Genomic DNA, 26,533 nt, shown 5'->3' with positions numbered 1-26,533 from the left:
GGCAGCCTCCTCTCGGCGAAGCCGTGAAGCAATCGAACGCCCCGCATCCAATCCTGCAGTGTGACCAGCACAGCCGATCGGCCACGCTTTCCACCCGAGTGGCTATGCGAGAGGGTCCGCCGACACGTCGTCACGTTGCCGCGGTTCTGCCACGCGATGCGAATGGCTAGCTTCCTCCCAACCAAGACGAGGAGCGAGCGTGATCGAAGAAGCAGCACAGCGGACGCCCCATGGCACCACGAACGACCGAAGGGCGCGAGGCGACGGATCCATCTGCCGCGTGCCAGCGGATGCGTCCAAGCCACTGACCTACTGGCAGGTGGCACTCGACTTCCCTCAGGTCGACGGGCGCCGTAAGCGCGTCGCGCTTCGGTCGCGGGACTACGACACGGCGCTTCGGAAGCTCGCAATCCTGCGCCTCCAGCGGGCGGAGCGACGCCGCGTCCGCCAGCACCGACCGAGGTACCAACTGCTCCCCCACTGGTCCCCAGCTCATCGCTCACCGCGTGGCTGAGGTACTGGTTGGCGGAGATCGTCGACCAGGAGGTTCGCCCGAAGACCGCCGAGAGCTACGGGTCCCTCGTTCGCGTGTACATCGAGCCCGCAATTGGAGCGCGAACCCTCGTTGAAGTCACTGCCGCCGACGTGCGCGAACTACATCGTTTCATGCGCGACGCTGGCCTTGCCGCTTCAACCGTTCGGCAGGAACACCGATCCGCGCCGAACCAATGCATGCACCACACGCCATCACCGCACTGCCACGGGTGTCGTGTACTTCGGGTACTCGCGGAAGCACAGCAAGCTGGCCACGGAACAGCGCTGAAGCTCCTCGCCCACACGGCGACGGCGCGCGTCCTCTCGTCATGGAAGCACGCGCGCCGCCGGTCCTAGTCGAGCCAGCGAACCTCGGTCGGATCGGGCACGAGTCCTTCCGCCCAGTCGACGTCCTTCCGCTCTCCGTCCCCCGACGGGGCCGTGATGTCGGACACCCATGCTTCCGTCGCGAGCCACTGCACCGTCTCGCCACCGAAGAGCGCCGAGTACTCCTTCAGCGGGTAGCGCCGACCGAGTACCGGACCGCCCGGACGGTCGCGGTAGAGGATGGTCGCCACGTCCGGAGGCTGGACGCCGCCGGCGACCCACTCCATGCCGTCGCGCAGGAGGTCGCTGTCGCGGAAGCGGGCTCGCACAGCGGCCACGAACTCGTTCGTGAACGCCTCGTCGACCGTCTGGGAACCACTCATACCGTCTGATCTCCCTCGCTCAATCGGTCGGGATCGAGTCGTCGATCCCCGTCGGCACCGCGGCCAGAGGCAGGTACGTCAACCTGGCCCGCTCCTGGGCTGCCGACGACGAGTCCGAGGACGTCTGGGACCTCGCGCCGAAGTCGATCGGAGTAGCGAGTGCCTTGTCCACCCATGATGGGCAGTCCTTGGCCTTGCTGTCACTCAGGCAGTACGCCGTACTGATCCCGATCTTCTGGTCGCGCAGCCCTCCGCCTCGCCGCCGTTCGGGTTCGCCACGACGAACTTGAGCGAGCTGATCTTGTGGAGGTTGTGACGATCGCGGATCTTCTTCATCCCGAAGCCTTTGCCTGATGTCGCGTTGTACGTGCCCTCGCGCACGAAGACCTGACGCCCCTTGGCGTCCTCCCACGAATCGAGGATGACGTTGCCCGCGGTCGCTGCGCTGGCCGCCGTCGTCGGCACCACCACCCCCGTCAAGACGATTGTGGCTGCACCGATCGCGCTCGTCAGGCGAACGGACCGCTTCTGCATCGAAGCCATGTTGCTCCTCCCCTCCGAGGCCGCTACAGGGAAGCCCCTCCTCCCCCGTGTGCCCCGTTCGAGGGACGGTACGGCAGGGCGGAGGTGCCTCATGTAACGGGAACCTGACCTGGGCTGAACGCTCGTGAAGGTGGGAGCGTCCCGTGGGTACGGTTGCCTCGTGGTGGGGGAAGCAACACGGGCCGTCGACGCGGTGCGCCCGGTCACGGTCCGCGGGAGTGTCATCGCTCCGATCGCGTGGACGGCATTGTGCGCGGGCGTCGTCGCACTCGGGATCTGGCTGGCCTCGACCCGTGCGGTGTCCGGAGGCGCCTGGTTCACCCAGCTCTGGACGAGCGGCCTGCTGCTCGCCGTCGGCGGATTCGGCCTGTACCTCGGTGTGGGCAGCATCAGGAACCGCATCCGCGTGTTCCCCGATCGGCTCGAGGTGGTGCCACACATGCGTCGGACCCTGACGATCGCGCCCGGCGAGCTCGTCCAGTTCAGCGCATCGGGGACGGGCAACACCACGATCCGAGGCAGGACCGCACGCGGTCGAGGGTTCTCCACCGATCGGTTCCACCGCCACCACGACGTCCTCGTCCACTGGCTCGAACAGAACGCTACCGAACCCTGGGAGGAGTTCACGGGCTTCTTCCGCAAGCTCACCGTCGACCGACAGCCCCGACGGTGGCGCAACCTGCTGTTCACGCTGACCTCCGTGGGTTTCTTCATCACCACTCTGGCGATGTTCCCCGGTCTGCCCGTCATGATCGCCTACGACGACGCGCACAAGGAGCAGGTGGCCTGCACGATCACGTCGGCACAGGGCATCACCGTGTCGAACCGATCAGTCAAGGGCATCGGTTCCTCGCACCCGGCTGTGTCGCTCGAGACGACCGACTGCGGCCATCTGACCCTGTCGCGTGGCGTGTACTCCGACAATCGCGACGCCGTTGCCCGACGCTACGACCGGGCGCCGGGTCCGTACCGGCTCACCGTGGGCGGTGGCGGGTTCTGGCTCTGGCAGCACGCGTCCGTGCCCGTCCTGGAACCGACGGTGTACAGCGTCGACGAACCCGTCGGCGCGGCCACCCGCTGACGAACGAGCGCGCGCCGCAGTGGCTACTCCGCCACCACCCACACGTGCTGCGCCTGCCACCCCTCGGGCACCGTGTTCCGGTACGCGGCGAGCGCCGCCTCGTAGTTCGGCCCCGACGCCTCGTGCTCCCGCGTCTCGGTCGACCGCGCGGTCGCCTTGATCGTGGTCTCCCCCGTCGCCTTGCTCTCGACCGCGTTCGTCTGCAGCAACGCGAACCCGTCGAGGTCGAGCGCGGCGACCGCTGCCTCCTTCGCTGCCACGACGGAGTCGGCGTAGCCCTCGGCCTCGCGCGTCTCGGTCGAGCGGATGGTGCCTCGCAGTGTCGTCACCGAACCAGTATGGACCGACCGGTCACCGGCGCCCGGCCCGCGTCGCCGGACGCGGTCAGTCCTCGCGCCGGTGCTTGCCCTTCGCCGCCGTCGGGTCGGCCATCGGGTGGTTCCGGAACCAGCGCAGCAGCTCGCGGGGACGGCTCTGGTCCGCGCTCTGGTCCCCCTGATCGAGGAACGTGCTGAACCCCTCGGGCACCTCGACCCCGTCGGACTCCCGGTCGTAGGCCATCGACCACTCGGGGAACCGTCGCGTGTGGATCGACTCCTCGACGAGGAGTCGGACCTCGTCGTGCCGGTCGTCCTCGAGGATCCGGGCGTAGGTCGCCATCACCGCGTCGTACGGGCCTTCGAGCAGCTGCATGAAGCGCCCGCCCCGGTGGACGAGCATCCCGGTCAGGCCGTCGACGGTGTTGCGCGTCCGCGCGTGTTCGAGCACCGCGTCGAGCGCCTCGTCGTCGAACGGCTCCTTCGCGGAACTCATGTACACCAGTGACTGCAGCACGCTTCGATCCTGCCCCCGAACGCCTGGACGCGACGCCCCCAGATGACGGCACGTGCCTGTCGGTCCCGCCTGGCACGATGGACGCGTGCCAGCCGCCCCGATGATCGACGCCGTCGACGTCATCCGGTTCGTCGGCCCGCAGACCTTCGGCCGCGCCCGCGACGTCGTCCGCGCCGGCCTGGTCGAGGAGGCCACCTGGCACGACGACGGCACGGTCACCGCGATCGTCAGCGGTTCCGCAGACGAACCCTACGAGCTCCGCGTCGAGACCACGGTCGCCCGCGGCGAGTTCGTCCGCCCGGTCCGCAGCACGTGCTCCTGCCCGCTCGGCGGCGACTGCAAGCACGTCGCCGCCGCGCTCCTCACCATCAACGCTCGTGCCCTCGCCGCGGCCGCCGCACCCCGCACGGCAGCGCCCACGAGCGCCCCACCTGCTCCGGACTGGAGGCACGACCTCGCCCGTCTCGCCGGCGACGACGCGCAGGTGGCCACCCCGCAGGGCACGCCGATGGGCCTGCAGTTCGAGTTGCGTGACGCGGTCCCCGCCGCACTCGCCTCCCGTGCGCGAGCCGCCGGTCGGGCACTCCCGTCCCGCGCCCGCAGCGTCCGGCTCGGCGTCCGCCCGGTCACCCGGAGCGCCGCCGGCAACTGGGTGCGCGGGCAGCTCACCTGGGGCACGCTCCCCTACTCGATGAACCGGCTCGGCATCGCACCCGAACAGCACGCCTGGTTCCTGCAGTTCTCCGCGCTGCACCGCGCGGGGCAGCTCGCCGGACTGCCGGGCGAGAGCGACTGGGTGCACCTCGACGACTTCGGCAGCCCCCTGCTCTGGCCGCTGCTGCGGCAGGCGCCCGGGCTGGGCATCGCCTTCGTCACCGGCAAGCGCGAGGGCGGAGCAGTCCTCGGTGCCGAGGCGCGGGTCCTCCTCGACGCAGCCCGCCACGACGGCGCGCTCGTCATCGGTGCGAGTGCGGTCGTCGACGGCCGACCGGTGCCCGAGGGCGCGGCCCGCACGATCGGCGACCACGGCGTCTACGCGTTCCGTGAGAGCCCGGAGTTCCACGTCGCACTCGCGCCGACCCCGGCTCCCGTGCCCGACGACCAGCGCCGCATGCTCGTCGACGGCACCCGCATCACCGTCCCGGCCGAGGCGGTCGACGAGTTCCTGGCCGACTGGACGCCGAAGCTCCGAGGATCCCTCGGCCTCGTGAGCTCCGACGGGTCGGTCGAACTGCCCGACCGGACACCGCCGGAACTCGTCCTCACGGCGACGTTCGAACCGGCGCGGGCGCCCCGGACCGACGACCGCGTGCACCTGCAGTGGCGGTGGCACGTCGACGGGCGGAAGGACCCCGTCGCGTTGCACGGGCCGCTCCCCGACCTGACCGGCCTGCACGCGGCGGACGAGACCGAGTCGTCGGGCCCCGGCGGCGGTCTGGACTGGTTCGCGGACGGCGCCTTCGACGGCGCGGACGTCGCCGTGTTCGCCCACGAGCTGCTGCCGGCGCTGCCCGGGCTCGGCGTGCGGACCGTCGTGCAGGGCGAACCGGGCGACCACGAGCGGCTGACCGGGCGACCGCACGTCCGCGTCACGACGATGCCCTCGGACAAGCACGACTGGTTCGACCTCGGCATCTTCGTCACCGTCAACGGCAAGCAGCTCCCGTTCACCCCGCTGCTCCGCGCCCTGGCGAACCGCGACCGCCGGATGAAGCTCATCGACGGGTCCTACCTGTCGCTGGCGGATCCGGCGTTCGACCGGCTCAAGGAGGTCATCGAGGAGGCCCGCGAGCTCGACGAGTGGGAGCCCGACCAGCCCCTCACGGTGACGCCACTGCAGGCCGGGATCTGGTCGGAGTTCGACCAGCTCGCCGACGAGACCGAACACGACGAACGGTGGCAGCGGATCGCCGCGGGGCTCCTCGACGCGACGCCGCCGGGCGACGTCCCGGTACCGGACACCGTGCACGCCGAGCTCCGGCCGTACCAGCACGCCGGGTACGCGTGGCTCCGGTTCCTCCGCGAGCACGGCATCGGCGGGGTGCTCGCCGACGACATGGGACTCGGCAAGACGCTGCAGGTGCTCGCGATGATCGCCGCAGCACGGGCCTCCGAGCCGGACGGTGCCCCCTTCCTCGTCGTCGCGCCCACCTCCGTCGTCGGCAACTGGGCGGACGAGGCCGCACGCTTCACCCCGTCGCTCCGCGTGACCACCGTCACGGCGACCTCGCTGAAGGACCACGCGCGCATCGGTCGGGCGGCAGCCGCGTCCGACGTCGTCGTGACCTCGTACGCCCTGCTCCGGCTCGACGCGGCGGCGTACACCGAGCTGCCGTGGTCCGCGCTCTTGCTCGACGAGGCCCAGTTCGTGAAGAACCCGCAGTCCCAGACGCACCGGGTGGCGGCTGACCTGCACGCACCGGTGAAGTTCGCGATCACCGGCACGCCACTCGAGAACGGGCTCACCGACCTGTGGGCGCTGTTCCACGTCGTCGCTCCGGGCCTGCTGTCGTCGTGGTCGCGGTTCGGCGACGACTTCGTCAAGCCGCTCGGCTCCCCCGACCTGCGCGGGGAGGCCCGCAAGGAGCTCACGGCCCGGCTCCGGCGACGCATCCGGCCGCTCATGCTCCGACGGACGAAGGAGAGCGTGGCCGCCGACCTGCCGCCGAAGCAGGAGCAGGTCGTGCGTGTGACGCTCGACCCGGCGCACCGGGCGCTCTACGAGACGACGCTGAACCGCGAGCGCCTGAAGGTGCTCGACCTCATCGACGACCTGCCGCGGAACCGCATGATCGTCTTCCGGTCGCTGACGCTCCTGCGGATGCTCGCGCTGTCCCCGGCACTCGTGCAGGAGTCGCACGACGGCGACGAGTCCGGCGCCGATCGGACGCCCGTGCCGTCGGCGAAGCTCGACCTGCTGCTCGACGAGCTCGAGCAGCTCGCCGCCGAGGGCCGTCGCGCGCTCGTGTTCAGTCAGTTCACGACCTTCCTGCGGATGGTCGCGGACGCCCTCGACGCGCGGGGCATCGGCTACGAGTACCTCGACGGGTCGACGAGGAAGCGCCCCCAGGTCATCGACCGCTTCCGCACCGGCACCGCGCCCGCGTTCCTCATCTCGCTGAAGGCCGGCGGTTTCGGCCTCACCCTGACCGAGGCCGACACGGTCTTCGTGCTCGATCCGTGGTGGAACCCGGCTGCCGAGTCGCAGGCGGTCGACCGGACCCACCGCATCGGGCAGACCCGATCCGTGAACGTGCAGCGCTTCATCGCCGAGGACACCATCGAGGAGAAGGTCCTCGCGCTCGCGGCGAAGAAGGCCGAGCTGTTCGCCACCATGATCGACGACGACGCCCTGTTCGCGGACGACCTGACCGCCGAGGACATCCGCTCCCTGCTCGCCTGAGACCCGTCGACGCCGAACCGTACGACGACGGCGGGCTCCGGCCGTTCCCGACCCGAGCCCGCCGTCGTCATCGGTCAGCTGGCGAGACCGTCGATGCGCGCCACCTCGTCCGCGGTCAGCTCGAGGTGTGCACCCGCCGCGTTCGACCTGATGCGCTCCGGGTTCGACGACTTCGGGATCACGACGAACTCGTGCGCGACGTGCCACGCGACGATGACCTGCGCGCTGTCGGCGTCGTGCGCCTCCGCGATCTCGACGAGCGTCGGGTCCTGCAGGTTGCTCGCCTTGAACGGGCTGTAGCCCTCGAGCACCACGCCGCGCTGCTGCAGCCCCGCGGCGACCTCGGCGTCGTACTCCACCGGGCTCCAGCGGATCTGGTTCACCGCCGGGGTCGTCCCCGTCGCACTCACGAGCTCGTCGATCTGCGCGAGCGAGTAGTTGCTCACACCGACCGCTCGGGTGAGGCCGTCGGCCTGCGCCTGGACGACCTGCTCCCACACGTCCGGGCGGGCCTCACCGTTCGGCGGCCAGTGCACGAGCCACAGGTCCAGGTGGTCGAGTCCGAGCTGCTCGAGGCTCTCCTCGATCGTCTGCCGGACCCGGTCGGCGTTGTCCGGCGGCAGCTTCGTCGTGACGAAGACGTCGTCGCGTGCGAGGCCGGAGTCGGCGAGCGCCTTCCCCACGCCGCGCTGGTTCGAGTAGCCCGTCGCGGTGTCGATGTGGCGGTAGCCAGCCTCGAGCGCTGCGCCCACGGCGGCGGGAGCGTCGGCGTCCGGGATCTGCCAGGTGCCGAAGCCCAGGAGCGGCATCGACCCACCGGTGACGGACACGGAGGGGTTCGCATGATCGGTCATGCCCCGTGTCTACGCCCTGGTTCGTCGGTGCCTCACGGGATGATCGGTGACGGTCCGCCCGGGCCCGCTCCACCGCACCACCGAAGGTCCCTCACCATGACGTCCCGTCGACGCCGCCCGCGTTCCACCCGCTCCACCTCCTCGCGCCGCACGGCCCGGACCGCGCTGACGTCGCTCGGCCTCGTCGCGGTGTTCGCCCTGGCCGGCTGGCTGCTGCACAGCACCGGCGTGACCGACGCGGACGCCGACGCCGCGGCGGAGGGGCCGCTCCCGTCGACGACCGCACCGACGATCACCGCCGCACCGACGGCGGGAGGGTCGGACCAGACCGACGCGAGCGGTGGGACCGAGGCGGGTCGCGCCTCCCGGCCGACCGTCGAGGCGACCAGCCCCACCGGAGCAACGGACGCCGAAGCGACCGCAGCCGCAACCGCGCGCCGCCAGCTCGATGCCCTGCCGGTGAAGGGCAAGGCACCCGCGACCGGCTACGACCGCGAGGGCCGGTTCGGCACCGCCTGGCTCGACGTCGACCACAACGGCTGCGACACGCGCAACGACGTGCTCGCCCGCGACCTGCGCGACATCGAGCGGCAGGGCCCGTGCAAGGTGCTGCGCGGCACCCTCGTGTCGCCGTACACGGGCGAGCGGGTGGACTTCGTGCGGGGCAACCGGACGTCGACCCTCGTGCAGATCGACCACGTCGTCGCGCTCGAGAACGCGTGGCGCACCGGCGCGCAGCAGCTGACGCAGACGGAGCGTGAGGCGCTCGCGAACGACCCGACGAACCTGTTCGCCGTCGACGGGCACTCGAACGCGCAGAAGCGATCCGGCGACGCAGCCACCTGGCTGCCCGCGGACACGGCGTTCCGCTGCACGTACGTCGAGCACCAGATCGCGGTGAAGACGACATACCGGCTGTGGGTCGCGCCAGCCGAGCACGACGCGATGGAGCGGGTGCTGCGGCGCTGCTGAAGAACGTCCATGCCTCGCGCAGAGCCACGGAGGAGTTCAGCAAGGTCGAACCGACCCGGGCTCCGGCTCCGTCGTCCCGGCCCTGGGGCTGGAGGCTCGACCTCTGCCCGCATCGCGTGGGACGCTGACGACATGGCCGAGATGCTCACCGTCCCCGAGTCGTTCGCGCTGCTGCAGACCACGCCCGACGGTCGGCGGTCCGCGAACGCGACGCGCTTCGACCTCGGCCTCGCCGGTGCCGTGCTCTCCGACCTCGCACTCCGCAACGCCGTCACCCTGCACGTCGACCGCGTGGTCCTGGCGTCCTGGGAGCCGACCGGGAACCAGGTGCTCGACGCCGCGCTCGGATCCATCGCCGCGGCTCCTCAGCACCCAGCTGAGTGGTGGGTGCGGCACCTCGGCAACGGTTCGCTCCGCGAGGCGGTCCTCGCCGGCCTCGTGCAGCGCGGGATCCTCGCCGAAGAGCGGCGGCGCACGCTGCTCCTCTTCACCACCACGCGACACCCCGAGCGCGACGGAGGCCCCGAAGCACTCGTCCGGTCAGCCGTGGCGGACGTCCTCGCCGGTCACGCCGTCCCGTCCGCGTACACCGCGACCCTCATCGGGCTGCTCGACGCGACGAACACGCTCGTCGCCCAGTTCGGCCCTGTCGACCGGGAGCACGTCCGCGCCGTCGTCACCGGCGACTGGGCATCGCCGGCGGTGCGATCCGTGCTCGCTCAGATCCAGCAGGTCGCGGTCGGAGCAGCGACGTCGGCGGCCATGACGTCCGTCATCGTCTCGACGAACTCCTGACGAGGCTGGGCCCTGCGCGTCCGTGCGCTCGTCCGCTCGTGCGCTCGTGGGAGGCGCGGCGTACGACCGGCAGCACCGTCCGTGGGAGCATGGCCGAGCACACCACGGCGGAGGGAACCCCATGAGCAGCAACGACACGAGCGGGTCGGCCTTCGGTCCGGGCGCAGGCAAGACCGAGTCACCCGCCGGGGCGCTGCGACGCCGGATGGCATCGTCGGCGCAGGGATTCCTCGGGAGCGCCGCGTGGGTGCCCTGGAAGCCCGCGGACGATCCCGAGGGCGGCAGCATCGCCCACGTGATGATCCGCGACCTGCCGTTCGTGCCGGTCTTCACCGACCCCGCTGAGCTCACCGAGGGCGTTCCAGGCACCGAGGCCCGCCCGGTCCGCATGGCCGAGCTCGTCACCGCGGTGCCCGAGGAGTTCGGCATCGTCGTCGACCCGACCAGCGCCGAGGCAGCGAACTTCCTGCACGCCGACGTGCTCGCCGGGATCAGGGCGCAGATGCGCGGCCAGATCCCCGCCGAGGACACCGAGGACGGGGAGCCCGCTCAGGGCTGACCTGGGGGCCTCGCGCCTGCCACCGCGAAGAGACCCGCGACCGGGAGCGTCTCAGCGGCGCGGCTCGACCAGCTCGATGAACCGGGAGAGCAGCGACAGCCCGCTGATGGACGGGGGCAGCCCCGTGGTGAGCGCCGGCGAGTACACGAGGTACGCCGCCCACTGCGCTCGAGACAGCGCCACGTTCAACCGGTTCGGCATGAGCAGGAAGTCGAGGCCGCGCGGGATGTCCGCCGCACTCGAGGCCGCGAGCGAGGTGATCGACACCACGGCCTCGCGCCCCTGGAACATGTCGACCGTCCCGACCTGGGTGCCGCGGAGTCCGGCGCGGTCGAGGGCCTCGCGGATCAGGGCACCCTGCGCGTTGTACGGCGCGACGACGATGACGTCCTCGTCCGTGACCGTCCGCGTCACCTCGCCGTCGACCCACCGGCGACCGATCAGGCTCTGCGCGAGTTCGACGACCCGCGCTGCCTCCTCTGAAGACGACGTCGTGTTCCCGCTGTGCACGACCGGCACGGGGTGGACGCCCGGGTCGAGGTCGTCGAGGTGCCGCCCGCTCACGATCGAGGTCAGCTGCCCGTCGTACGACAGGCCCGAGACCGACGCGGTCAGTGCGGGCTCCATCCGCCGGGTGTGCGCGAGGAAGTAGCCGAACTCCGGCGGGAGCACGTGCTCGCCGTCCGCCAGCCACCCGAGCGCCGACTGATCGACCGGCTCGGGGTGCGAGCCCTGCGACACCTGGGGCAGCTGCTGCGGGTCACCGAGCAGGAGCAGACGCTGCGCGGCAATCGAGGACGCGATCGTCGGCGCGAGCGAGAACTGCCCGGCCTCGTCGACCACGAGCAGGTCGAGGGAGCGCCGCGGGATCGTGCCCTCGTTCGCGAACGTCCACGCGGTCCCGCCGACGACTCCCCCGGTGCCGGTCTCGGCGCACGACGACAGGAACGCCGAGACGGCGGCGTTGTTCTTCATCGGTGTCCACGCGGCGGCCTCGAGCTCGTCCTCGGTCGCACCGGACTTCGGCACCTTCACCACTCGGTCCGCGGGCACGCCGGCGCGGACGACCGACGACAGGAAGTTCTCGGACGTCGCGTGCGACTGCCCGACGACCCCGACGCGCCATCCGTGCTCGCGGACGAGCCGCGCGACGACGTTCGACCCGACGTAGGTCTTCCCCGTGCCGGGAGGGCCCTGGATCGCCAGGTACGACCGGTCGAGCCCGAGCAGCGTCGTGACGACGGCGGACACCGTGTCATCACCGTCTACGGAAGCGAGCGCACCACGCGGCGGAACCCGGCAGAGCAGGTCGAGCGCCGGGTCGGGCAGCATCGACGGGAGGGCGTCGAGAACCTCCTGCCCCCACTCGGCGATCGCCTCGGGCTGCGGCTTCGCCCGCGGCGGGGCGGCCGGCGCCAGGACGACCGGGAAGTCGGAGTGCGGCTCGCCGCCGCCGACCGGCAGGCTCTCCTTGACCAGGACCTCGAACGCGTCGCCGTTGTCGGCCGCTTCCAGCACGACCGCGCGAGCCGACGCGCCCTTCGAACCCGGCGCCGGAGCGGTGACCGACGGCGGGAGTGGGTCGTCGTAGACGAGGTGGGGCGTGCCTCCCGGCCGGATGCGAGAACCGGGCGCGAGCGTCCCCGACAACCGGATCTCTCGTGACAGCGAGCGGGCACGCGGCAGCGTGTCCCAGTCCCGCTCGACCGACGCACGCTCGACGACCAGGACGTCTCGCGTGTCCGCCCAGTCGTCGACGGGGTTGCGGAGGCGGTCGAAGTGGTCCTGCCAGAAGGTCTTGGCCTCGCGGCGGTGGTAGTCGATCGCGGCGGCGGCGAGCGCCAGGGCCGTCTGGTCGGCGTCGCGATCGAGGGGGTCGACGTCCGCGATCTGCGCGGCGAGGGCCGTGTACACGGGGTTCGGCTCGCGCTCGACGGGGATCGGCGGCAGGAGTTCCGTGTCCTCGGTCGCCGACTCCGTGCGCGGGAGCCGGAGCGACAGCAGCCAGTCGCGGAGCCGGAGTGTGGAGCGGCAGTCGTAGGCGTTGTAGTCGGCGACCTGGTCGAGCATGCGCTGCCCGACGGTGGGGTCGCCGGTGCGGAGTTCCTCGATCGCCTCGACGTAGGCGGTGATGCTGTCGGCCGCGTTCGTGACGTCGCTCGTGCGGAGGTCCTCGCCCATGTACAGCGGCTCGAGCTTCTTGATCGAGTAGCTGTGGCTGCCGACCACCAGGGCCTTGCGGACGATCGGGTACAGGTCGACGAGGACTCCGGCGCGGAGCAGTTCGTCGACGTCGTCCTCCCCCACGCCGTGCCGGGCGGCGAGGGACAGCAGGTGCGTCCGCTCGTACGCGGCGTAGTGGTAGACGTGCATGCCCGGGTGCTGCGCGCGACGTTCCTTGACGAAGGCGAGGAAGTCCACCAGCGCCTGCCGCTCGTCGCGGATCGTGTGCGCCCAGAAGGCGGTGAAGTCGGCGCGGTCGTCGACCAGGCCGAAGAGGTAGTCGAGGCCCCAGTGGACGCCGTCCTCGGTGTGCAGGGGGTCGCCCTCGAAGTCGAAGAAGACGTCGCCGGGGTCGGGCTCCGGGATCGCGTCGAGGGCTCGGGGGTCGTGGAGTTCGAAGCGGGGCTTGGCTGTGCTCTTCTTTGCCTGGCTTGCGCGCTGCTCCGCTTCGGTCTCGGTCTGGAGGCGCGCCTGACGCACCAGCCGATCTTGCGTCGACCGCGACATGCCGGGAACGGCCGCGGTGCGGTCCGCCAGGTCGTCGATCGTCCGCACCCCCTGCCGGATCAGCTTCGTTCGCTGGTCGAGGCGCATGCCGGCGACGAGGACCAGGTCGCGGTGCTGCTGCACCTGGGTCTGGCAGATGGTGCAGCGGCCGCAGCTGGAGTAGCGGGGGTCGCCCCAGTGGAGCTCCTCGGTCTCGCTCATGCGTTCGGCGATGACCCGTTCGAGCTCGGCGCGCTGCGTGCGGTACACCGGGGCGATTTCGGCGAGGTCGTGGGTGGTGGTCGTGCGGTCGCCGAGGACGAGGTGGACCTGCGCGCCCGTCGGGATGTCGTTCGCCTGCATCTGCTCGGCGTAGGCGGCGAGCTGGAGCAGGGCGCTGATCTTGGCGTGGCGGGCGAGCTTGGTGTCGTAAACCTCGTAGGAGCCCTGGTCGTTGCGGAGGATGAAGTCGGCGAAGCCGATGAAGCCCGGGCGGTCCGGGGTGGGCGGCTCGTGGAAGGTCGGTTGGTAGAGGACGTCGGCGCCGGTCTCGAACGCTGCTCGTGCTTCTTCGGCTGCTCGGGCATAGTCCCGCGGTGCGGGGCGGTCGAACTCGACGACGTCGCGGGTCTGCTTGAGGATGTCGAGGTAGTCGAGCTCGTGCTGGTCCCCCAGGCGAGCGGTGCGCTCGAGCATGTCGTCGTGCTCGGCAGGGAGGGGGCCGCCGCGGCCAAGCTTGGCGTCGAGGCGGCGGAGGAACGCCCACTCGCAGGTCGCCCACGTGCTGAGGTCACTCGGGCTGAGCAGGACCTGCCCGTCGGTGGTGATCTGCATGCGCTCCTCCCTGTCGTTCGGTGCCGTTCGAGCCTAGGGGCGAGCGCCGACAGCTCGTTCGTCCGATCGGGTGATCGTCGGCGGTAGCCTCCCCACCGTCAACGCCGTGGTCGCTTCGAAACATCTCGAATCGGTCGGGGTGTGGGCCGACCTACCCCGATCCGTCCTGAGATGGACAGGATCGTTCTCGTGAGGTGACATTTCGACCGATGCGCGGTGACGGTCCATCCGGATCTGCGCGCCGGGTGCGAGCCCTCCCCGGAAGGCTATCCGACGCCCGTCGGTGCGCTCGGTGCAGTTGCACGATCTTCATCGCGCCGGTTTCACCGGTGGCGTCAGCGCGGATGGATCAGGGTCCGCAAGCGCTCTCGCAGTGCTCGGTCGACCACGTACACGTAGGTGCCCAGCACCCCGCGCGTGAGCAACACCGAGTACACGTTCGTTACGAACCGGAGGACATCGTCGTCCGAGTACACAATCCCGAGACGAGGATTGTTCTCAATGCCCTTCTTGTCGAAGTAGTTCGAGCGGTCGAAGACGATCCGCTGCGATTCTTCGTCGAATCGCAGGTCCGGGCCGATAATCACACCTGCGAAGTTCAGGTCGTACCCCTGCACAGTGTGGATAGATCCGACCTCTTCGAGAGCTCCCGCCGACGTGATCCAGTCGGTCTGCGTCTGGTTCCACTGCAGACGCTGACCGTCGATCTCGATGTCGTGCGCCTTCGGATCGCTCTTGCTTTTCCACTCCCATGCGTACCCAGCCACGAGTCGGGAAAGCCCGACCTCCGCGTCCCTAGCCCGGATCGCCGCGTGCATGTCGCCGAGGTCGTCAAAGAGTCGGAGCTCGTAGTCGCCGAAGTCCTCACGCTCTCTAGGGAGCCCGCCCACAAGCGCTCGGGCAAAGGACACGTAGTCCCTCCCGCCCTGCACTCGCATCTGCGTGAAGAGACCGTAGTGGCGGTGCGAACGGTCCGCCTCGGCGATGAGTGCCTTCTGTGTCTCCTGGGGCAGATCAGCTGGTCGTACACTCTGTCGCGAGTCGATCAGGAAGATCTGGTGCCGGCTCTGCTTGCGGATCCAGTCAACCTGCGTCAAATGGTCGGCGTCCGCGCCGAACAGCTTGTGATTGATTTCGCCGAAGCTCTTGTTCTGCATGCCGGACGCCTGGTTGGCGCGGTGATTGAGTCGGTGCGATTCATCCACGACGAGCAAATCCCACGGCTCGTCGCTCTTACCGACCTCGAACGGTGTGAGCACCATCGTCCTGTCAAGCCCAGGGGTCTGCGCGAAAACGCGCTTCAGCGACGCGCGCAGCGCCTGCTGCGGAACGACGAGCCCGACTCGAGAGGCACCAAGCCGGCGGTGATTGTCTGGGGTGAAGAAGTCGGAGAAGAGCGCGTCGCCCTCCGGGTCGTCGAGCCCGTTGCCCTCTGCTATGTCCCGGAGCAGCTTGAGCAGGTAGACCGCTACGATGGTCTTACCCGTACCGGGATCTCCCTGAACCGTGATCGGCGCCGCTGCTTCGTCTTCCCAGTCGTCGAAAAGGCCTTCGAGGATGTCCTCCATCACGATTGCCTGGTCACGGTTCAGAGCTTTGAAGGGAGAAAGCTTGAAGAGCTCGCGGTTTTCTAACTCAGGCAAGCTGCGGGTGAAGACCTCCTGCTCGCGAAGGGCGTCGAACACCTCCTTGAAATTTTCGCGGTACTTCGGCCGATCGTAGTAATCGGCGTCGACGATGCCCTTGTTGCTGTTCAACACCGTAAACTTGCCGTCCGCGGCGAGCAGAGCGATGAGTTGCGATTCAAGGTCCAGGCAAACGGACTTGTTGAACGTGTCGTCAAGGATGAGCCGAACCACTTTGAGCGTTCCGCGTGTCGGCGATTCGAGATGCTGCCGCATTCGCGCGGCAGTGTTCAGCGTCTCGCCGACGTACACGCGCTTGCCGTCGTCGAGGACGTACACGACCGGCCAGTTGATGAAGCGTCGATCCTCCTGCTGCCAGATCCGCAGGTGCTGCGGCGTGAACGGGAGCTTCTCGATGTCAAAGCTGGTCATACTTCGTGCTCCGGCCACGCGCCCGTTCGATCGGGTACTTCTCCTTGGTGATCATGAGCTTTTCCCGAATGAGCTCCTCGGGCGACGCACCGATCCGGTCCGCCAAGAGGAAGCAGTAGGTCAGGACGTCCGCCAGCTCGCCACGGACGCGTGCGTGATCTCCCTCGGGCCGCCACTGGAAGCACTCGAGGAGTTCTGCGGCCTCGATGGCAATGCTCTTCGCGAGGTTCTCCCCCGTGTGGAACTGCGCCCATTCGCGTTCGGCGACGAACGCCCGAAGTTCGTCCCGAACTTCCTCAAACCCCATGTCGGAACGCTAGCACCGGAGCGTTCGCGGTCCGGCACGCTGCTCGCTGTCGGTCGCCCGCGGACCCGCCTCACGTACGACCGATCTCCGACGCTGCGGCGAGCAAGTCGCGGCGCGGGTCAGGACAGTTCGTACCGCTCGGCCTCCCTGCGCTGGAATCGTCGGTGATGAGCGAAGTACCGTTCTCGCGACTCGTCCCAGAAGGAGCAGCTCCGGCCCAGGAGCCCACCGACCACACTCGCCAGCTCAGATGTCATTGGCCGTCGGCGCGGACCGGCTTCGATTATGCCGGCCCTCGAGACGGTGAGGTACCCGAGCTCGAACAGGTCGTCACATCCGAGCACGCACGCCGGCATCACGTTGTCGGTTCGACGTCGCTCGGCGATCGAGGTGTCGGCCCGGCGCTTGATGTGCGCGGCGACGAGCATCGCGACGGGGAGCTCACGGCCGCACAGCGCACACGTGTCGACGAGGCGTCGGCCGAACAACGCTCGACGCAGACTCGACTGTTCGCCGCGCTGGTAGGAGACCACCTGTCGGTCGCCGGAGTAGGACAGCTCCGGTCGAGCGTCGCGGTCAACTGGCCAGGAGCGGTTCTGAGCAACATCGCTGCTGAGGCCCAACCGGTCGAGGAGCCACTCCGCGAGCTCACCGCCCACTTCGTGCAGGTAGGACTGCTTCACCGCTCCGTCCGTCCGGAACGGCCACCGCGTCGAGTTCTCGGACACGCGGAGTTCGAACGGGATCTCGTCGCGGGCAATCGGGATATCGAGGTCTTCGACGTCGACGCGCAGAACCCGACCGTCCGAGGACCATCGCGTCGTTGGGTCCTCGAACGGCGGGGCGCCATCGTAGGCAGGTTCGAGCACGCTGCTCCAAGCGCGGACCTCACCCCCGGAGTAGTGCAGGACGAGATCGCCCGGCTGCGCTTCGAGCATCCGCTCCCAATGCGACTGGGGGCGGCCAGGCCGTCCGTCTTCGCTCGGCCGGGAGCGTTTCGGTGCCCACAGAACGCGTGCCCGACGTTCCTGATCGAACGTTTGCCCTTGATTCACCCAGAAAACTCGCACGGCATTCCCCTCACGCCCGACAGCCAAACGATCGAGATGCTAGCTGCTGACCGAACGAGCAGCCGCAGCAGCACGACCCCCCACAACGGGTGCTCGAAAACCCCCTTCCGTAACCTCGAGGATGGTTCAATACGCGTTTCCAGGGTCGGGCACGCTCACAGTCGCCTAGGGGGCAACACGATGACGATCGCCGGCGAATCCGCAGGCCTCGAAGCGCACCGCCAGCGCAGCCTCGCCCGCGAGCACCGCCGCCAGGCCGACGACGCCGAACAACGAGCGGCACGCTTCGAGATCGCCGAGCGCACCGAGAGCGAGACCGCCCGCGTCCTCGCCCCGCTCGCCGGCATCGGCTACCACCTCCTCGCCGACCGCCGCTGGCCCGGCAGCCGCACCGCACAGGTCGACATGGTCGTCGTTGGGCGCGCCGGCGTCTTCATCGTCGACACGAAGGCCTGGCGCGAGGTGGCGGTCCACGGCGACCGGATCACCCGCGGGCAGGAGGACGTCACCGACGACGTCGCCCGCCTCGCGGACCTGGCGTACGCCACCGAAGCAGCGCTCGCCGAGACGGGCCTCGCGCCGAACGAGGTGCACGCGATCGCAGCACTCGCGGGCCAGCGGAAGATGCACGCCCGTGTCGCGTCGGTCGACGTGCTCGGCGTGCACGACGTCATCGGGCACATCACGAAGCGCGGCGCCCGCCTGTCGGCGTCCCGCGTCGACGACGTCCTCGCCGCCCTGCTGCGCTACTTCCCCGTCATGGGCGAACAGGCGGCCGAAACCGAAGCCAAGGACGCAACAACAGCGCCGCCACACACCGTCGTCCCCGCGCCAGTCCTCCCCCGCGAGCAGCCCCCGGCGGTCGCCGACCTCGACGACGACCTCGCCGACCAACTCCTCGACGGCGTCCTCGACGCACCCATCGAGGACTGGATGGCCTTCCTCGACCCCGCCCAGGCGAAGCTCGTCCGCCGCAGCTTCAACGGCCCAGCGCGCATCCGCGGCGCCGCCGGCACCGGCAAGACCGTCGTCGGCCTGCACCGCGCCGCCTATCTCGCCCGCGCCACCGGCGAGCGGGTCCTGTTCACCACCTACATCGCGACCCTTCCCAGGGTGCTCGAGTCGCTGCTCGCACGGCTCGCGCCCGACATGGTCGGTCACGTCGACTTCGTCGGCGTGCACAAGTTCGCGAAGGACCTCCTGGACGAACGCGGCATCCCCTTCCGTGCCCCTGGACTGGAGGCGCGACTCGCGTTCGACGACGCATGGAACGCGATCCGCGCCTCCAGTCCGCTCCGGTCGGCGCGTTTCACGCGCCGCTACTGGGAGGACGAGATCAAGCACGTCATCAAGGGGCGCGGCTTGACGCGCTTCGACGAGTACGCGGACCTGGCGCGTGTTGGGCGGAAGCACGCGCTGCCGCTGGAGACGCGGCAGGCGGCGTGGGACCTGTACGACGCGTACGAGTCCGGGCTGCGGAAGCGCCGCGCGCTCGACTGGGAGGACGTCGTCCTCCTCGCCCGACGGTCGCTCCGGGACCGGCCGCTGGAGCGGTACGGCGCGGTGATCGTCGACGAGGCGCAGGACCTGTCGTGCGCGATGGTCTCGATGCTGCACGGGCTCGTCGGGGACCGCCAGGACGGCCTTACGCTGATCGGCGACGGCCAGCAGACCATCTACCCCGGCGGGTACACCCTCGGCGAGGTCGGCATCAGCCTCGCCGGCCGTGGTGTCGTGCTCGACGTGAACCACCGGAACACCGCCGAGATCCTCGACTTCGCGAAGGAGATGGTTGCGGACGACCAGTTCGTCGACATCGAGGGCGTCGACGGCGTGGGTGACGCCGTGTCCGACGTGACCCGGTCCGGGCGCGTTCCGACCGTGCACCGTGCGACGAGCCGCGCCGACCACGACGCCGCGATGACGGCACACATCGCCGAGGTGCTCCGCTTGGTCGGGACGAGCCGGGGCGACGTCGGCGTCCTGGTGGCGACGAACCGGCAGGTCGACGAGGTGACGGCCGCGCTCCGGAGCACCGGCACCCCGGCCGTGTCGTTGAAGGACTACGACGGGAAACCCGTCGACGCAGTGAAGGTCGGCACGATCAAGCGGGCGAAGGGCCTCGAGTTCAAGCAGGTCCTGCTCGCACACGTCCCCTCGCGGCTGCTCGCCCCGGTGACGGGCGACCCGTCCGAGGCTGCCCGCGAGCGTCGGGAGCTCGACCGGCGCGAGCTCTACGTCGGTATGACGCGTGCACGCGACGGACTGTGGGTGGGCGTGCGGGGCTGATCGCCGCGATCGACGACGACACCGTCGACGCCCTGCTCGCCACGAACATCCGCGCACCCCACGTCCTCGTCGCCGCCCTCGCTCCCGGCATGGCGGAGCGCGGCAGCGGCCACATCGTCAACATCGGCTCGTGGATGGCTCGCGTCGGCGTCCCGTTCATGGCCCTCTACCCCGCCACGAAGGCCGCCGTCGAGCAGCTCACCCGCGCCTGGGCCGCCGAGTACGGGCACCGCGGCATCCGCGTCGTCACCGTCGCCCCGGGTGCGACGGCCACCCCGGGCAACGCCGACTCCGCAGACGTCCTCGCCGCGATGACGAGTGGCACCCCCGCCGGGATCCCGGTGCAGCCGGTCGACATCGCCCGCGCCGTCCGCTGGGTCGTCTCCGACCAGGCCGCGTTCGTCACCGGCGGCACGATCGACGTCGACGGCGGCATCGCCTCCACGCGGCTGAGCTGACGAAGACGGGGCTGACCGGAGCCGACGCGCGGAAGGAACGGAACCACGTGACGGACAGGAGGCACGGTGCCAGCTGGCACCGCGCCTCCCGCCCGTCATCGCTCAGGTCACCGCACGATCGCCGCCGTCGGTCTGGAGGGGTACGAGCCACGGCTCGATCCGGACGAGGCGCTCCCACCCCGCGCCGAGCACGGCATCGATCTCCTCGATCGACACGGGGAACAGCGAGCCTACGAACGCTTCCCACCGCTGCCCGGAGAGCTCACCGAAGCGCACCTCGTAGGGCTGCCACTCGTCCGGCACGAGTTCGAGGAGGTCCATCGCGTCATCCCGCCGATCAGACACGACCACCTTGGCGGACACGGAGGTCCGGGCCGCCTGCAAGAACCGTACGACCGGCCCGATCGACCCACTGTCTGGGACAGGACCCACGACCTCGATCTCAGCGGAGACCCTGCCGTTGCAGATTGGTGGCAAGCTCGCCGTCTCATCGTCGATGGTCGCGAACCACGTCTGCGGAGGCGCATCGTCATCTCGTCGCGCGACCCCACCGGTCGGTTCAGCGACGAGACTGCCCTCGCGACGGACGACGAACACCTCTGCTAAGTACCGGCTCATCAGACCCATTGTTGCCGGTAGGTGGAGAGCCACCAGCGGCCGCACGGCTTGCGGCAGGAGATCGCTTGCACGTCCGGGTAGTGCTGAAGGATCGCCCTGCCCCGGGCAAGGCAATTCGCCTGCGAGGAGTAGTTCGTCCCGTCCCACCGCTGCCAGACGTAGGACCACCGCCTCGGAGCATCGGACGAGTTGTCGTGCGCCGAGCTCGCCGGCGCTGCTTGCGCCGACGAGACCGGACCCGCCACGATCCCGGCGATTGCGATGCCGGAAGCCAAGGCGGCCGCCACGAGGGCTCGGAAGGTGCAGGAACTCAGTCGTTTGTTCGTCGTCACGGTTCGATCCTGGAGAACCGGTCAACTGAAGTATCAACCAGGGGTGACGGTCTCGTGACGAACAGTTCATGACGAGTGCAAGGGATGTCGCCGCGACGACGACGCCATGACGGCGGCAGTGCCATCGAGCCGCGGGTCGTCAGTTCAGACGGACGAACCGCGGTCCCTCGTACCCGTCCCGCGACACGTGCGCGGTGAAGTCGGCGAGCGACCGCACCCAGTGCCCACGCTCGCCGTAGAGCGCCTGGTACACGACGACCGGCTCCTCGGTCTCGACGTCCTTCGCCACGAGGACCACCTCGTACTCCCCGCCCTTGAAGTGCCGGTACCGCCCAGGGGTCACGTCGCTGCTCACCCGGCCGATCGTACCGAGACGGCCGCCCACACCAGTCGCACCGTACTGTCTGCCCTGTGAATCCCCGACTTCCTGACGCCGTCCGCCGCGCCGCACGCCGAGCGGCCTGGGTCGGAGTCGTCGGCTCCGTCGTCGGAGCGGCGATCGGGATCTGGCTGAGCCTCGGCGAGCGGCCCGTCGAAGTGCTCCTCCTCGTCCTGGGCGGCACACTGGCGGGCGGTGGCCTCGCAGCAACCCTGACGATCCTCGTGTCGCAGTTCTGGATGAGGGCCGTGACGACTGCGCCGACGTTGGGGTTGAGCCTCGCCGAGAAACGCGAGCTCCAGGGGGCGATCCTGACACGAGCGTCGATCGCGCCTGAGCTCGGACCGCGTGCTGCCGATCAGGCGCGCGTGCTCGCGGTGACCCTCCCGCTCGCGATGGCGCAGTCCACGCTCCTCTCCGTCGGGATCGTCGGGTCGCAGGTCATCGGCCTCGCGTCCGCGGACTCGTTGGCATGGTTCCGCGTCGTCCTCATCGCGGTCTTGGTCGTCACCGGAGTCATCGTCATCGTGGTGCTCCGTCGGAACCTCATCCAGGTCCGTCGCTCCATCGAGGCGCTCGACACCGGCACGGCGTAGCAGGACTCCCGCTCTCCTGCACAGTGCGCCCTACGTGCAGCGCTGGCCACCGATTCACGAGCATGCTCAGTGCCACGGCTCCGTTGTGCGATCGTCGCCCTGTGGAGCAGTGGGAAGCCGATGACGCACGCCGCCGACACATGGCCGGCTTCGGCCGGCGGGACACCGCGCCGGAACTCGCCGTCCGACGTGAACTCCATCGCCGCGGCCGTCGGTTCTTCGTCGACCGCCAGGTGAGCCGCCGCTGCCGGGTCCGGCCGGACCTCGTCTTCCCCCGAGCGCGGGTCGCCGTGTTCGTGGACGGCTGCTTCTGGCACCACTGCGAGGAGCACACCCACCTGCCGAAGGCCAACGCCGAGCTGTGGCGACGGAAGCTCCTCGCGAACCGGCAGCGCGACGCTCGGAACCAGGCGATCCTGACGGCCGAGGGCTGGCGCGTCGTCCGCTCGTGGGAGCACGACGACCCTGAGACGGTCGCCGACCGGGTCGAGCTCGAACTCGACCGCTGGAGCGCCATCGTCACGAGGCACCCGGAACGGAGGAGGTCGTGACAGCACCGCATCCGGGACACCCCAGCCGGAACCTCAGCAGAAAGGTCCGCGACCCGCCGGAGACCCCGTCGTCACACCGGGTCACGGTGTCGCCAGCGTCGCCTGCAGCGGGTACCGTCACCGCATGACCGTCGGAGCAGCGATCGCCGTCCTCGCGGGGGTGCTCGCCCTCGCGACCGTCCTCGGCCTGGTGCTCCGACGCCGGACGGGTCGCGCCCGCAACACGGCCGCACTCGCAGCCGACGACCTCGCCGCCGCCTAGGACTACGGCACTGCGGCGACACTCGTCCAGTTCTCCACGCCCACCTGCGCGCGTTGTCCCGCCACCAGGCGACAACTCGATGTCCTCGCCGACCGGCACACGGGTGTCCGTCGCATCGAGGTCGACCTCGCGGAACGCCCCGAACTCGCGGAGCGTTTCGACGTCATGCAGACACCGACGGTCCTGCTCCTCGACGCGCAGCGAACCGTCCGGACACGCTTCGGTGGGCCGCCTCGCCCTGCGGAACTCGCTGCCGCCCTCGACTCTGTCCTGACCACCGACTCCCCGGAGACACGATGACCACCACGAACGACAGCGAGCGCGGGATCGATCCCCGCTCCCCTCGCTTCGGCGCCGCGATCACGACGGTGCTCCTCGCAGCGACGATCGTCCTCACCCTCGTCCCCGCGACGTGGGCCGTCGGCATCGTCCTGCTCGCCGTGATCGTCGTGCTCTTCGCGATCGGCGGCATCGCCGGGATCCGCCGCCACCCGTACGGCGCGTTCTTCCGCCGGTTCGTCCGCCCGCGGCTCGGTCCGCCCATCGAACTCGAGGCTCCGGAACCCCCGACCTTCGCGCAGCGGGTCGGCCTGGTCATCACGGCACTCGCCCTCGTGCTGGCGTTGGTCGGCGTACCGTACGCCGCGCCGGTCGGTGCCGCGGTCGCGCTCGTCGCCGCGTTCCTCAACGCCGTCTTCGACGTCTGCATCGGGTGCCTGATGTACGTCTGGCTCGTCCGGGTCGGCCTGTTCCGTGCGGGGCGACCAGCAGCGTGACGGCCGTGTGACGGACGGGAGGCGCGGTGCCAGCTGGCACCGCGCCTCCCGTCCGTCAAAGGATCGCGTTCGCGACCCGCACTCACCAGGTCAGCACGAACCGCCCGCGCGTCCCACCGGCGGCCAGCCGCTCGTGCGCCTCCGCGGCCCGCGATGCGGGCAGCACCTTCGCCACCCGCGGCGTGAGGACGCCGTCCTCCACCGCCTGCCGCAGCTCCTCGAGCAGGTCGAACGACGTGTACTCCGAGAACACCATGATCCGCTCGAACCGGATGCCGCGAGCGCCGTTGCCCTCCCAGCCCCGGACGTCCGCGAAGAAGCCGCCGTCTCGCACGGCGTCGACGACCTCGTCACGCTGCACCGCGGCGTCGGCGAGCGCGTCGACGCCGTCGTGCACGATGCCCCGGACGGCTGCCGCGAACCCGTCGCCGCGGCGCACCATGTGGTCCGGCCCGAGGGAGCGCACGAGGTCCTCGTCCTTCGGCGCAGCGTCGGCGATCACCGTGCTGCCGCGCTGCTTCGCGAGCTGCACGACGTAGTTCCCGAGCAACCCGGCGGCTCCGGTGACGGCGAGCGTGTCACCCTCCGAGAGTCCGGCGCGCGCGAGGATCTGCAGCGCGGTCAGCCCGTTCATCGGCACGGTCGCGGCCTCTTCGATCGACAGGCCCGCCGGGATCCGCGTGAACGACCCGACCGGTGCGACGAGGTGTTCCGCGTAGGCGCCGCCGTGCTCCGACAGTGGCAGGGCCATCGCCATGACCTGGTCGCCGACCTGCCAGTCCGTCACGTCGGGTGCGACCTCGTCGATCACCCCGGCGGCGTCCATGCCGGGCACGTACGGCGGCGACGCCTCGGACGAGTCCCGCTGCCCCTCGCGGACCCCGGTGTCGGTGGGATTCACGGCGAACGCCTGCACCCGGATGCGGACGCTGCCGGGGCCGGCGTGCGGCTCCGGGACCTCGTGGACGGCGAGGGCCTCGGGCCCTCCGAACGTTTCGACTCCGACGACCTTCATGCCCTCTGGTTTACCCGCCGTCCAGCCCGGAGACTCAGCGGAGCTTCTGGCTGGGGCCACACCCCTGAACGGGTCCTACCGCTTCGCCGCGCACCGCCGAGAAGATGAGGATGTGCCGGTTCCGCCGGCGGAACGAGGAGGACAAAGTAGTGCTGCGCGGCGTCGCGAGCGCGCTCGCCCTCGTCCTCACGCTCAGCGCATGCAGCTCTGGTACCGCGAGCGATGCTCCGGCGCTCCTGGCTGACGCCGCACAGCCCTCCGCCACCTCGACAGCGAGCGCCGCCGCCGAGGCGGCTCGAGAGGCCGCGGCACAGAAGGCCGCCGACGAGGCCGCTGCATGGAAGGTCGCCGAAGAGCAGGCCGCAGCCGAGGAGGTTGCGAAGAAGGCCGCGGAAGAGGCAGCAGCGAAGAAAGCCGCCGAGGAAGCCGCAGCACAGGCTGCCGCAGACGCGGCCGCCGCCCAGGCCGCTGCCGACGCACAGGCCGCCGCGCAGGCCGCTGCCGCCGCCGCCGCCGCACAGGCCGCTGCCGACGCGCAAGCCCGAGCGGCCGCAGCCGCCGCCCCCACCTTCTTCGCGAACTGCGATGCCGCTCGCGCGGCCAGCGCGGCACCGGTCCGCGTCGGTGATCTGGGCTACTCCCGGAAGCTCGACCGCGACGGCGACGGAGTCGGCTGCGAGTGAACGAGCCGTTTCAGCGACTCAGCGTTCTCCGCCAGCTCTGCCCTGCGAAAGCTAGCGCTGACTGCTCGCAAAGGCTGCGAGGCCCTACCGCTCCACCATTTCGTTCTACCTTCGCCGCTTTCTGGCGACCCTTCGGATCGCGTCAATCACTATCATGACTGTTCCCGCGGGAATCAAAATCAGGCTGACTCCTCCGAGCGCTGTTCCTACTGGTTCCACGCCCCCTATGCTCAAACCGATGCCGACGATGAAAAGCGTCGCACCGGCAATTAAGGTCGAGACACTAAGAAAGCGAAGAGTAAGCCGCGCTCGCGCTTTCGATCGTTCGATCGCACGGACTTGGTTCTGCTGCGGCGTGGCCGCAAGGGAACGATCCTCGACTATGGGGACATCGATGAGGTTCCGTTCAACGTTGACATCGAATGGACTACTGGCGTAGAAATCGGCCGTAGCGAAGAAATCTGCATGCAGGAGTCTTGGCTGCATCTCTAGATTCCCATCTCTTCACTGCGGAGTCCCCGCGAGATTTGTTCGGACTGCACCCGCCGAGACCGGCGGATCGAACCGGAATACAATCGGCAGATCGGAGTCGTAGAGGGCTGAGGGGATGTCAGCTCGGGCAGCAGACCAGACGAGGACGCGCCATGTTCCTGCCGTTCGGTCCACCTGAACAATAGAATACCGGAGCTCGCGCTTCGGGTGACTAGCGCGATGCAGGAGGATGGGAATTCCGACCGCGGCGGCAACGCCCAACATTCCGACAAGAAGGTCCACAGCTGGATTATTGCACGATCCGACTTTCTGCTGGGACCTCAGAAGGGTGGAAATCAATGTTGCCCGACTGGGCGACCGACTGCCGTCCGGGGCATCGTGAACCGAGTTGGGGCAGCAGCGTCGAGCCGGCAACGTCTCCCTTAGCTCCGGCTCCGATCCGCGAGTGCACCGCGCCGACCGTCACCTCCCCGGTCGTCCCGACTCAGACGACGGCGATCACGATGCACGCGATCGGTCCGACGAGGGTGACCGATCGGTCCCGGCGACGCCGCAGGAGCATCACGATCGCACCGACCGCCGGCCCGCCGACGGTTGCGAGCGCGATCACCACGTACTGCGTCGCCTGCAGCGCGAGCGACGTTCGCCGGCTCGAGGCCGAAGTCACCCCAGAGCAGGAAGATCACCACGCCGATCCACCCGGCCTGCAGCAGCAGCCCACACGTCGCGATCCACAGGGCGCCGTGTCGCCGCCGAGGCGGCGACCACGCGACGTCGTCGATTACCCTTCGCTCACGCCGCCCCGTTCGCCGCCTTCCCG

At 69.7% G+C, this 26,533-nt stretch carries 26 protein-coding genes and 1 pseudogene; 13 read left to right on the top strand and 14 right to left on the bottom strand.

Translation table 11 applies throughout. From position 1 onward, the window contains the following. Positions 1-887: 887 nt before the first annotated feature. Both DEJ22_RS05680 and DEJ22_RS05675 read right to left on the bottom strand, forming a co-directional pair. Complete coding sequence (locus tag DEJ22_RS05680; protein WP_111225721.1) at positions 888-1,244, bottom strand: hypothetical protein; 357 nt, start codon at positions 1,242-1,244, stop codon at positions 888-890. 204 nt (positions 1,245-1,448) lie between these two features. Next, complete coding sequence (locus DEJ22_RS05675; protein WP_146241645.1) at positions 1,449-1,787, bottom strand: hypothetical protein; 339 nt, start codon at positions 1,785-1,787, stop codon at positions 1,449-1,451. A 160-nt stretch (positions 1,788-1,947) separates the two neighbouring features. Between DEJ22_RS05675 and DEJ22_RS05670 the strand changes: the two genes are divergently transcribed. Next, entirely contained in the window at positions 1,948-2,868 is a 921-nt protein-coding gene (locus DEJ22_RS05670; RefSeq protein WP_146241644.1) for a hypothetical protein, read from the top strand. 23 nt (positions 2,869-2,891) lie between these two features. Here the strand turns inward: DEJ22_RS05670 and DEJ22_RS05665 are convergent, their stop codons facing one another. Then, positions 2,892-3,197, bottom strand: coding sequence for a hypothetical protein (locus DEJ22_RS05665; RefSeq protein ID WP_111225718.1), 306 nt, complete (start codon positions 3,195-3,197; stop codon positions 2,892-2,894). Positions 3,198-3,252: 55 nt separating this feature from the next. Then, a complete protein-coding gene (locus DEJ22_RS05660; RefSeq protein ID WP_181430627.1) occupies positions 3,253-3,702 on the bottom strand; it encodes a BLUF domain-containing protein in 450 nt (149 codons plus the stop codon). 85 nt (positions 3,703-3,787) lie between these two features. Here DEJ22_RS05660 and DEJ22_RS05655 point away from each other — a divergent pair, with 85 nt between their 5' ends. Beyond that, entirely contained in the window at positions 3,788-7,105 is a 3,318-nt protein-coding gene (locus tag DEJ22_RS05655; RefSeq protein ID WP_146241643.1) for a DEAD/DEAH box helicase, read from the top strand. 74 nt (positions 7,106-7,179) lie between these two features. Here DEJ22_RS05655 and DEJ22_RS05650 read toward each other — a convergent pair whose 3' ends face one another. Beyond that, entirely contained in the window at positions 7,180-7,959 is a 780-nt protein-coding gene (locus DEJ22_RS05650) for an aldo/keto reductase (RefSeq protein WP_111225715.1), read from the bottom strand. 96 nt (positions 7,960-8,055) lie between these two features. Here DEJ22_RS05650 and DEJ22_RS05645 point away from each other — a divergent pair, with 96 nt between their 5' ends. The 3 genes from DEJ22_RS05645 (at position 8,056) to DEJ22_RS05635 (ending at position 10,285) form a co-directional block, all read left to right on the top strand. Beyond that, entirely contained in the window at positions 8,056-8,931 is an 876-nt protein-coding gene (locus DEJ22_RS05645) for an HNH endonuclease family protein (RefSeq protein WP_111225714.1), read from the top strand. Positions 8,932-9,063: 132 nt separating this feature from the next. Continuing rightward, on the top strand, positions 9,064-9,726 hold the full coding sequence (locus tag DEJ22_RS05640) for a GOLPH3/VPS74 family protein (protein ID WP_181430626.1): 663 nt from the start codon (positions 9,064-9,066) through the stop codon (positions 9,724-9,726). Between the two features lie 121 nt (positions 9,727-9,847). After that, a complete protein-coding gene (locus DEJ22_RS05635; protein ID WP_111225712.1) occupies positions 9,848-10,285 on the top strand; it encodes an SseB family protein in 438 nt (145 codons plus the stop codon). Between the two features lie 51 nt (positions 10,286-10,336). On the opposite strand, the gene DEJ22_RS05630 is transcribed toward DEJ22_RS05635, so the two are convergent. The 4 genes from DEJ22_RS05630 to DEJ22_RS05615 all read right to left on the bottom strand — a co-directional run bounded on the left by DEJ22_RS05630 (position 10,337) and on the right by DEJ22_RS05615 (position 17,130). Further along, positions 10,337-13,828 carry a TM0106 family RecB-like putative nuclease gene (locus tag DEJ22_RS05630; protein ID WP_111225711.1) on the bottom strand — a complete coding sequence of 1,164 codons (3,492 nt, stop codon included), beginning with the start codon at positions 13,826-13,828 and terminating at the stop codon, positions 10,337-10,339. A gap of 335 nt (positions 13,829-14,163) precedes the next feature. Next, entirely contained in the window at positions 14,164-15,885 is a 1,722-nt protein-coding gene (locus DEJ22_RS05625) for a DUF2075 domain-containing protein (protein WP_111225710.1), read from the bottom strand. Further along, positions 15,872-16,192: a nucleotide pyrophosphohydrolase gene (locus tag DEJ22_RS05620; RefSeq protein ID WP_111225709.1), complete on the bottom strand. Its 321-nt coding sequence runs from the start codon at positions 16,190-16,192 to the stop codon at positions 15,872-15,874. The genes DEJ22_RS05625 and DEJ22_RS05620 overlap by 14 nt, the downstream gene beginning before the upstream one ends. A 119-nt stretch (positions 16,193-16,311) precedes the next feature. Then, positions 16,312-17,130, bottom strand: coding sequence for a hypothetical protein (locus DEJ22_RS05615; RefSeq protein WP_111225708.1), 819 nt, complete (start codon positions 17,128-17,130; stop codon positions 16,312-16,314). Between the two features lie 312 nt (positions 17,131-17,442). Here DEJ22_RS05615 and DEJ22_RS05610 point away from each other — a divergent pair, with 312 nt between their 5' ends. Then, positions 17,443-19,551: a UvrD-helicase domain-containing protein gene (locus DEJ22_RS05610; RefSeq protein ID WP_111225707.1), complete on the top strand. Its 2,109-nt coding sequence runs from the start codon at positions 17,443-17,445 to the stop codon at positions 19,549-19,551. After that, positions 19,530-20,009: an SDR family NAD(P)-dependent oxidoreductase gene (locus tag DEJ22_RS05605; RefSeq protein ID WP_111225706.1), complete on the top strand. Its 480-nt coding sequence runs from the start codon at positions 19,530-19,532 to the stop codon at positions 20,007-20,009. Before DEJ22_RS05610 ends, DEJ22_RS05605 begins: the two co-directional genes overlap by 22 nt. 102 nt (positions 20,010-20,111) lie before the next feature. Here the strand turns inward: DEJ22_RS05605 and DEJ22_RS05600 are convergent, their stop codons facing one another. From DEJ22_RS05600 to DEJ22_RS05590, 3 genes are all read right to left on the bottom strand, one after another. Next, positions 20,112-20,330, bottom strand: coding sequence for a hypothetical protein (locus tag DEJ22_RS05600; RefSeq protein ID WP_146241642.1), 219 nt, complete (start codon positions 20,328-20,330; stop codon positions 20,112-20,114). 296 nt (positions 20,331-20,626) lie between these two features. Then, positions 20,627-20,959: a hypothetical protein gene (locus DEJ22_RS05595; RefSeq protein ID WP_146241641.1), complete on the bottom strand. Its 333-nt coding sequence runs from the start codon at positions 20,957-20,959 to the stop codon at positions 20,627-20,629. A 139-nt stretch (positions 20,960-21,098) separates the two neighbouring features. Continuing rightward, entirely contained in the window at positions 21,099-21,314 is a 216-nt protein-coding gene (locus tag DEJ22_RS05590; RefSeq protein ID WP_258379494.1) for a DUF1653 domain-containing protein, read from the bottom strand. A 56-nt stretch (positions 21,315-21,370) separates the two neighbouring features. Here DEJ22_RS05590 and DEJ22_RS05585 point away from each other — a divergent pair, with 56 nt between their 5' ends. The 5 genes and pseudogenes from DEJ22_RS05585 to DEJ22_RS05565 all read left to right on the top strand — a co-directional run bounded on the left by DEJ22_RS05585 (position 21,371) and on the right by DEJ22_RS05565 (position 23,523). After that, positions 21,371-21,934 (top strand): hypothetical protein, encoded by a 564-nt coding sequence (locus DEJ22_RS05585; RefSeq protein ID WP_111225703.1) that lies wholly within the window; start codon positions 21,371-21,373, stop codon positions 21,932-21,934. 101 nt (positions 21,935-22,035) lie between these two features. Beyond that, on the top strand, positions 22,036-22,485 hold the full coding sequence (gene vsr / locus DEJ22_RS05580; protein ID WP_258379493.1) for a DNA mismatch endonuclease Vsr: 450 nt from the start codon (positions 22,036-22,038) through the stop codon (positions 22,483-22,485). 124 nt (positions 22,486-22,609) lie between these two features. Beyond that, complete coding sequence (locus DEJ22_RS05575; protein ID WP_258379492.1) at positions 22,610-22,747, top strand: hypothetical protein; 138 nt, start codon at positions 22,610-22,612, stop codon at positions 22,745-22,747. A gap of 27 nt (positions 22,748-22,774) precedes the next feature. Beyond that, positions 22,775-23,047, top strand: a pseudogene (locus DEJ22_RS05570) (TlpA family protein disulfide reductase); the annotation flags it as partial. Next, on the top strand, positions 23,044-23,523 hold the full coding sequence (locus DEJ22_RS05565; protein WP_111225701.1) for a DUF4395 domain-containing protein: 480 nt from the start codon (positions 23,044-23,046) through the stop codon (positions 23,521-23,523). The pseudogene DEJ22_RS05570 and the gene DEJ22_RS05565, both read left to right, overlap by 4 nt. Before the next feature lie 82 nt (positions 23,524-23,605). Here the strand turns inward: DEJ22_RS05565 and DEJ22_RS05560 are convergent, their stop codons facing one another. Next, positions 23,606-24,538, bottom strand: coding sequence for an NADP-dependent oxidoreductase (locus DEJ22_RS05560; protein WP_111225700.1), 933 nt, complete (start codon positions 24,536-24,538; stop codon positions 23,606-23,608). 110 nt (positions 24,539-24,648) lie between these two features. Here DEJ22_RS05560 and DEJ22_RS05555 point away from each other — a divergent pair, with 110 nt between their 5' ends. Then, a complete protein-coding gene (locus DEJ22_RS05555; RefSeq protein WP_284174811.1) occupies positions 24,649-25,221 on the top strand; it encodes an excalibur calcium-binding domain-containing protein in 573 nt (190 codons plus the stop codon). 976 nt (positions 25,222-26,197) lie between these two features. Here DEJ22_RS05555 and DEJ22_RS05550 read toward each other — a convergent pair. Beyond that, a complete protein-coding gene (locus tag DEJ22_RS05550) occupies positions 26,198-26,323 on the bottom strand; it encodes a hypothetical protein (protein WP_258379490.1) in 126 nt (41 codons plus the stop codon). Positions 26,324-26,533 lie beyond the last annotated feature (210 nt).

Source organism: Curtobacterium sp. MCSS17_007, from assembly GCF_003234175.2.
Taxonomy (GTDB): domain Bacteria; phylum Actinomycetota; class Actinomycetes; order Actinomycetales; family Microbacteriaceae; genus Curtobacterium.
This window is presented reverse-complemented; position numbering and strand designations above follow the sequence as displayed.

What these genes read in the sequence shown, in the direction of transcription:
- DEJ22_RS05610 (WP_111225707.1), top strand. Translation starts at nt 17,443, where the DNA reads ATGACGATCGCCGGCGAATCCGCAGGCCTCGAAGCGCACCGCCAGCGC.
- DEJ22_RS05680 (WP_111225721.1), bottom strand. Translation starts at nt 1,244, where the DNA reads ATGAGTGGTTCCCAGACGGTCGACGAGGCGTTCACGAACGAGTTCGTG.
- DEJ22_RS05600 (WP_146241642.1), bottom strand. Translation starts at nt 20,330, where the DNA reads ATGGACCTCCTCGAACTCGTGCCGGACGAGTGGCAGCCCTACGAGGTG.
- DEJ22_RS05650 (WP_111225715.1), bottom strand. Translation starts at nt 7,959, where the DNA reads ATGACCGATCATGCGAACCCCTCCGTGTCCGTCACCGGTGGGTCGATG.
- DEJ22_RS05640 (WP_181430626.1), top strand. Translation starts at nt 9,064, where the DNA reads ATGGCCGAGATGCTCACCGTCCCCGAGTCGTTCGCGCTGCTGCAGACC.
- DEJ22_RS05645 (WP_111225714.1), top strand. Translation starts at nt 8,056, where the DNA reads ATGACGTCCCGTCGACGCCGCCCGCGTTCCACCCGCTCCACCTCCTCG.
- DEJ22_RS05575 (WP_258379492.1), top strand. Translation starts at nt 22,610, where the DNA reads ATGACCGTCGGAGCAGCGATCGCCGTCCTCGCGGGGGTGCTCGCCCTC.
- DEJ22_RS05615 (WP_111225708.1), bottom strand. Translation starts at nt 17,130, where the DNA reads ATGCTCGAAGCGCAGCCGGGCGATCTCGTCCTGCACTACTCCGGGGGT.
- DEJ22_RS05560 (WP_111225700.1), bottom strand. Translation starts at nt 24,538, where the DNA reads ATGAAGGTCGTCGGAGTCGAAACGTTCGGAGGGCCCGAGGCCCTCGCC.
- DEJ22_RS05635 (WP_111225712.1), top strand. Translation starts at nt 9,848, where the DNA reads ATGAGCAGCAACGACACGAGCGGGTCGGCCTTCGGTCCGGGCGCAGGC.
- DEJ22_RS05555 (WP_284174811.1), top strand. Translation starts at nt 24,649, where the DNA reads ATGTGCCGGTTCCGCCGGCGGAACGAGGAGGACAAAGTAGTGCTGCGC.
- DEJ22_RS05630 (WP_111225711.1), bottom strand. Translation starts at nt 13,828, where the DNA reads ATGCAGATCACCACCGACGGGCAGGTCCTGCTCAGCCCGAGTGACCTC.
- DEJ22_RS05620 (WP_111225709.1), bottom strand. Translation starts at nt 16,192, where the DNA reads ATGGGGTTTGAGGAAGTTCGGGACGAACTTCGGGCGTTCGTCGCCGAA.
- DEJ22_RS05565 (WP_111225701.1), top strand. Translation starts at nt 23,044, where the DNA reads ATGACCACCACGAACGACAGCGAGCGCGGGATCGATCCCCGCTCCCCT.
- DEJ22_RS05625 (WP_111225710.1), bottom strand. Translation starts at nt 15,885, where the DNA reads ATGACCAGCTTTGACATCGAGAAGCTCCCGTTCACGCCGCAGCACCTG.
- DEJ22_RS05675 (WP_146241645.1), bottom strand. Translation starts at nt 1,787, where the DNA reads ATGGCTTCGATGCAGAAGCGGTCCGTTCGCCTGACGAGCGCGATCGGT.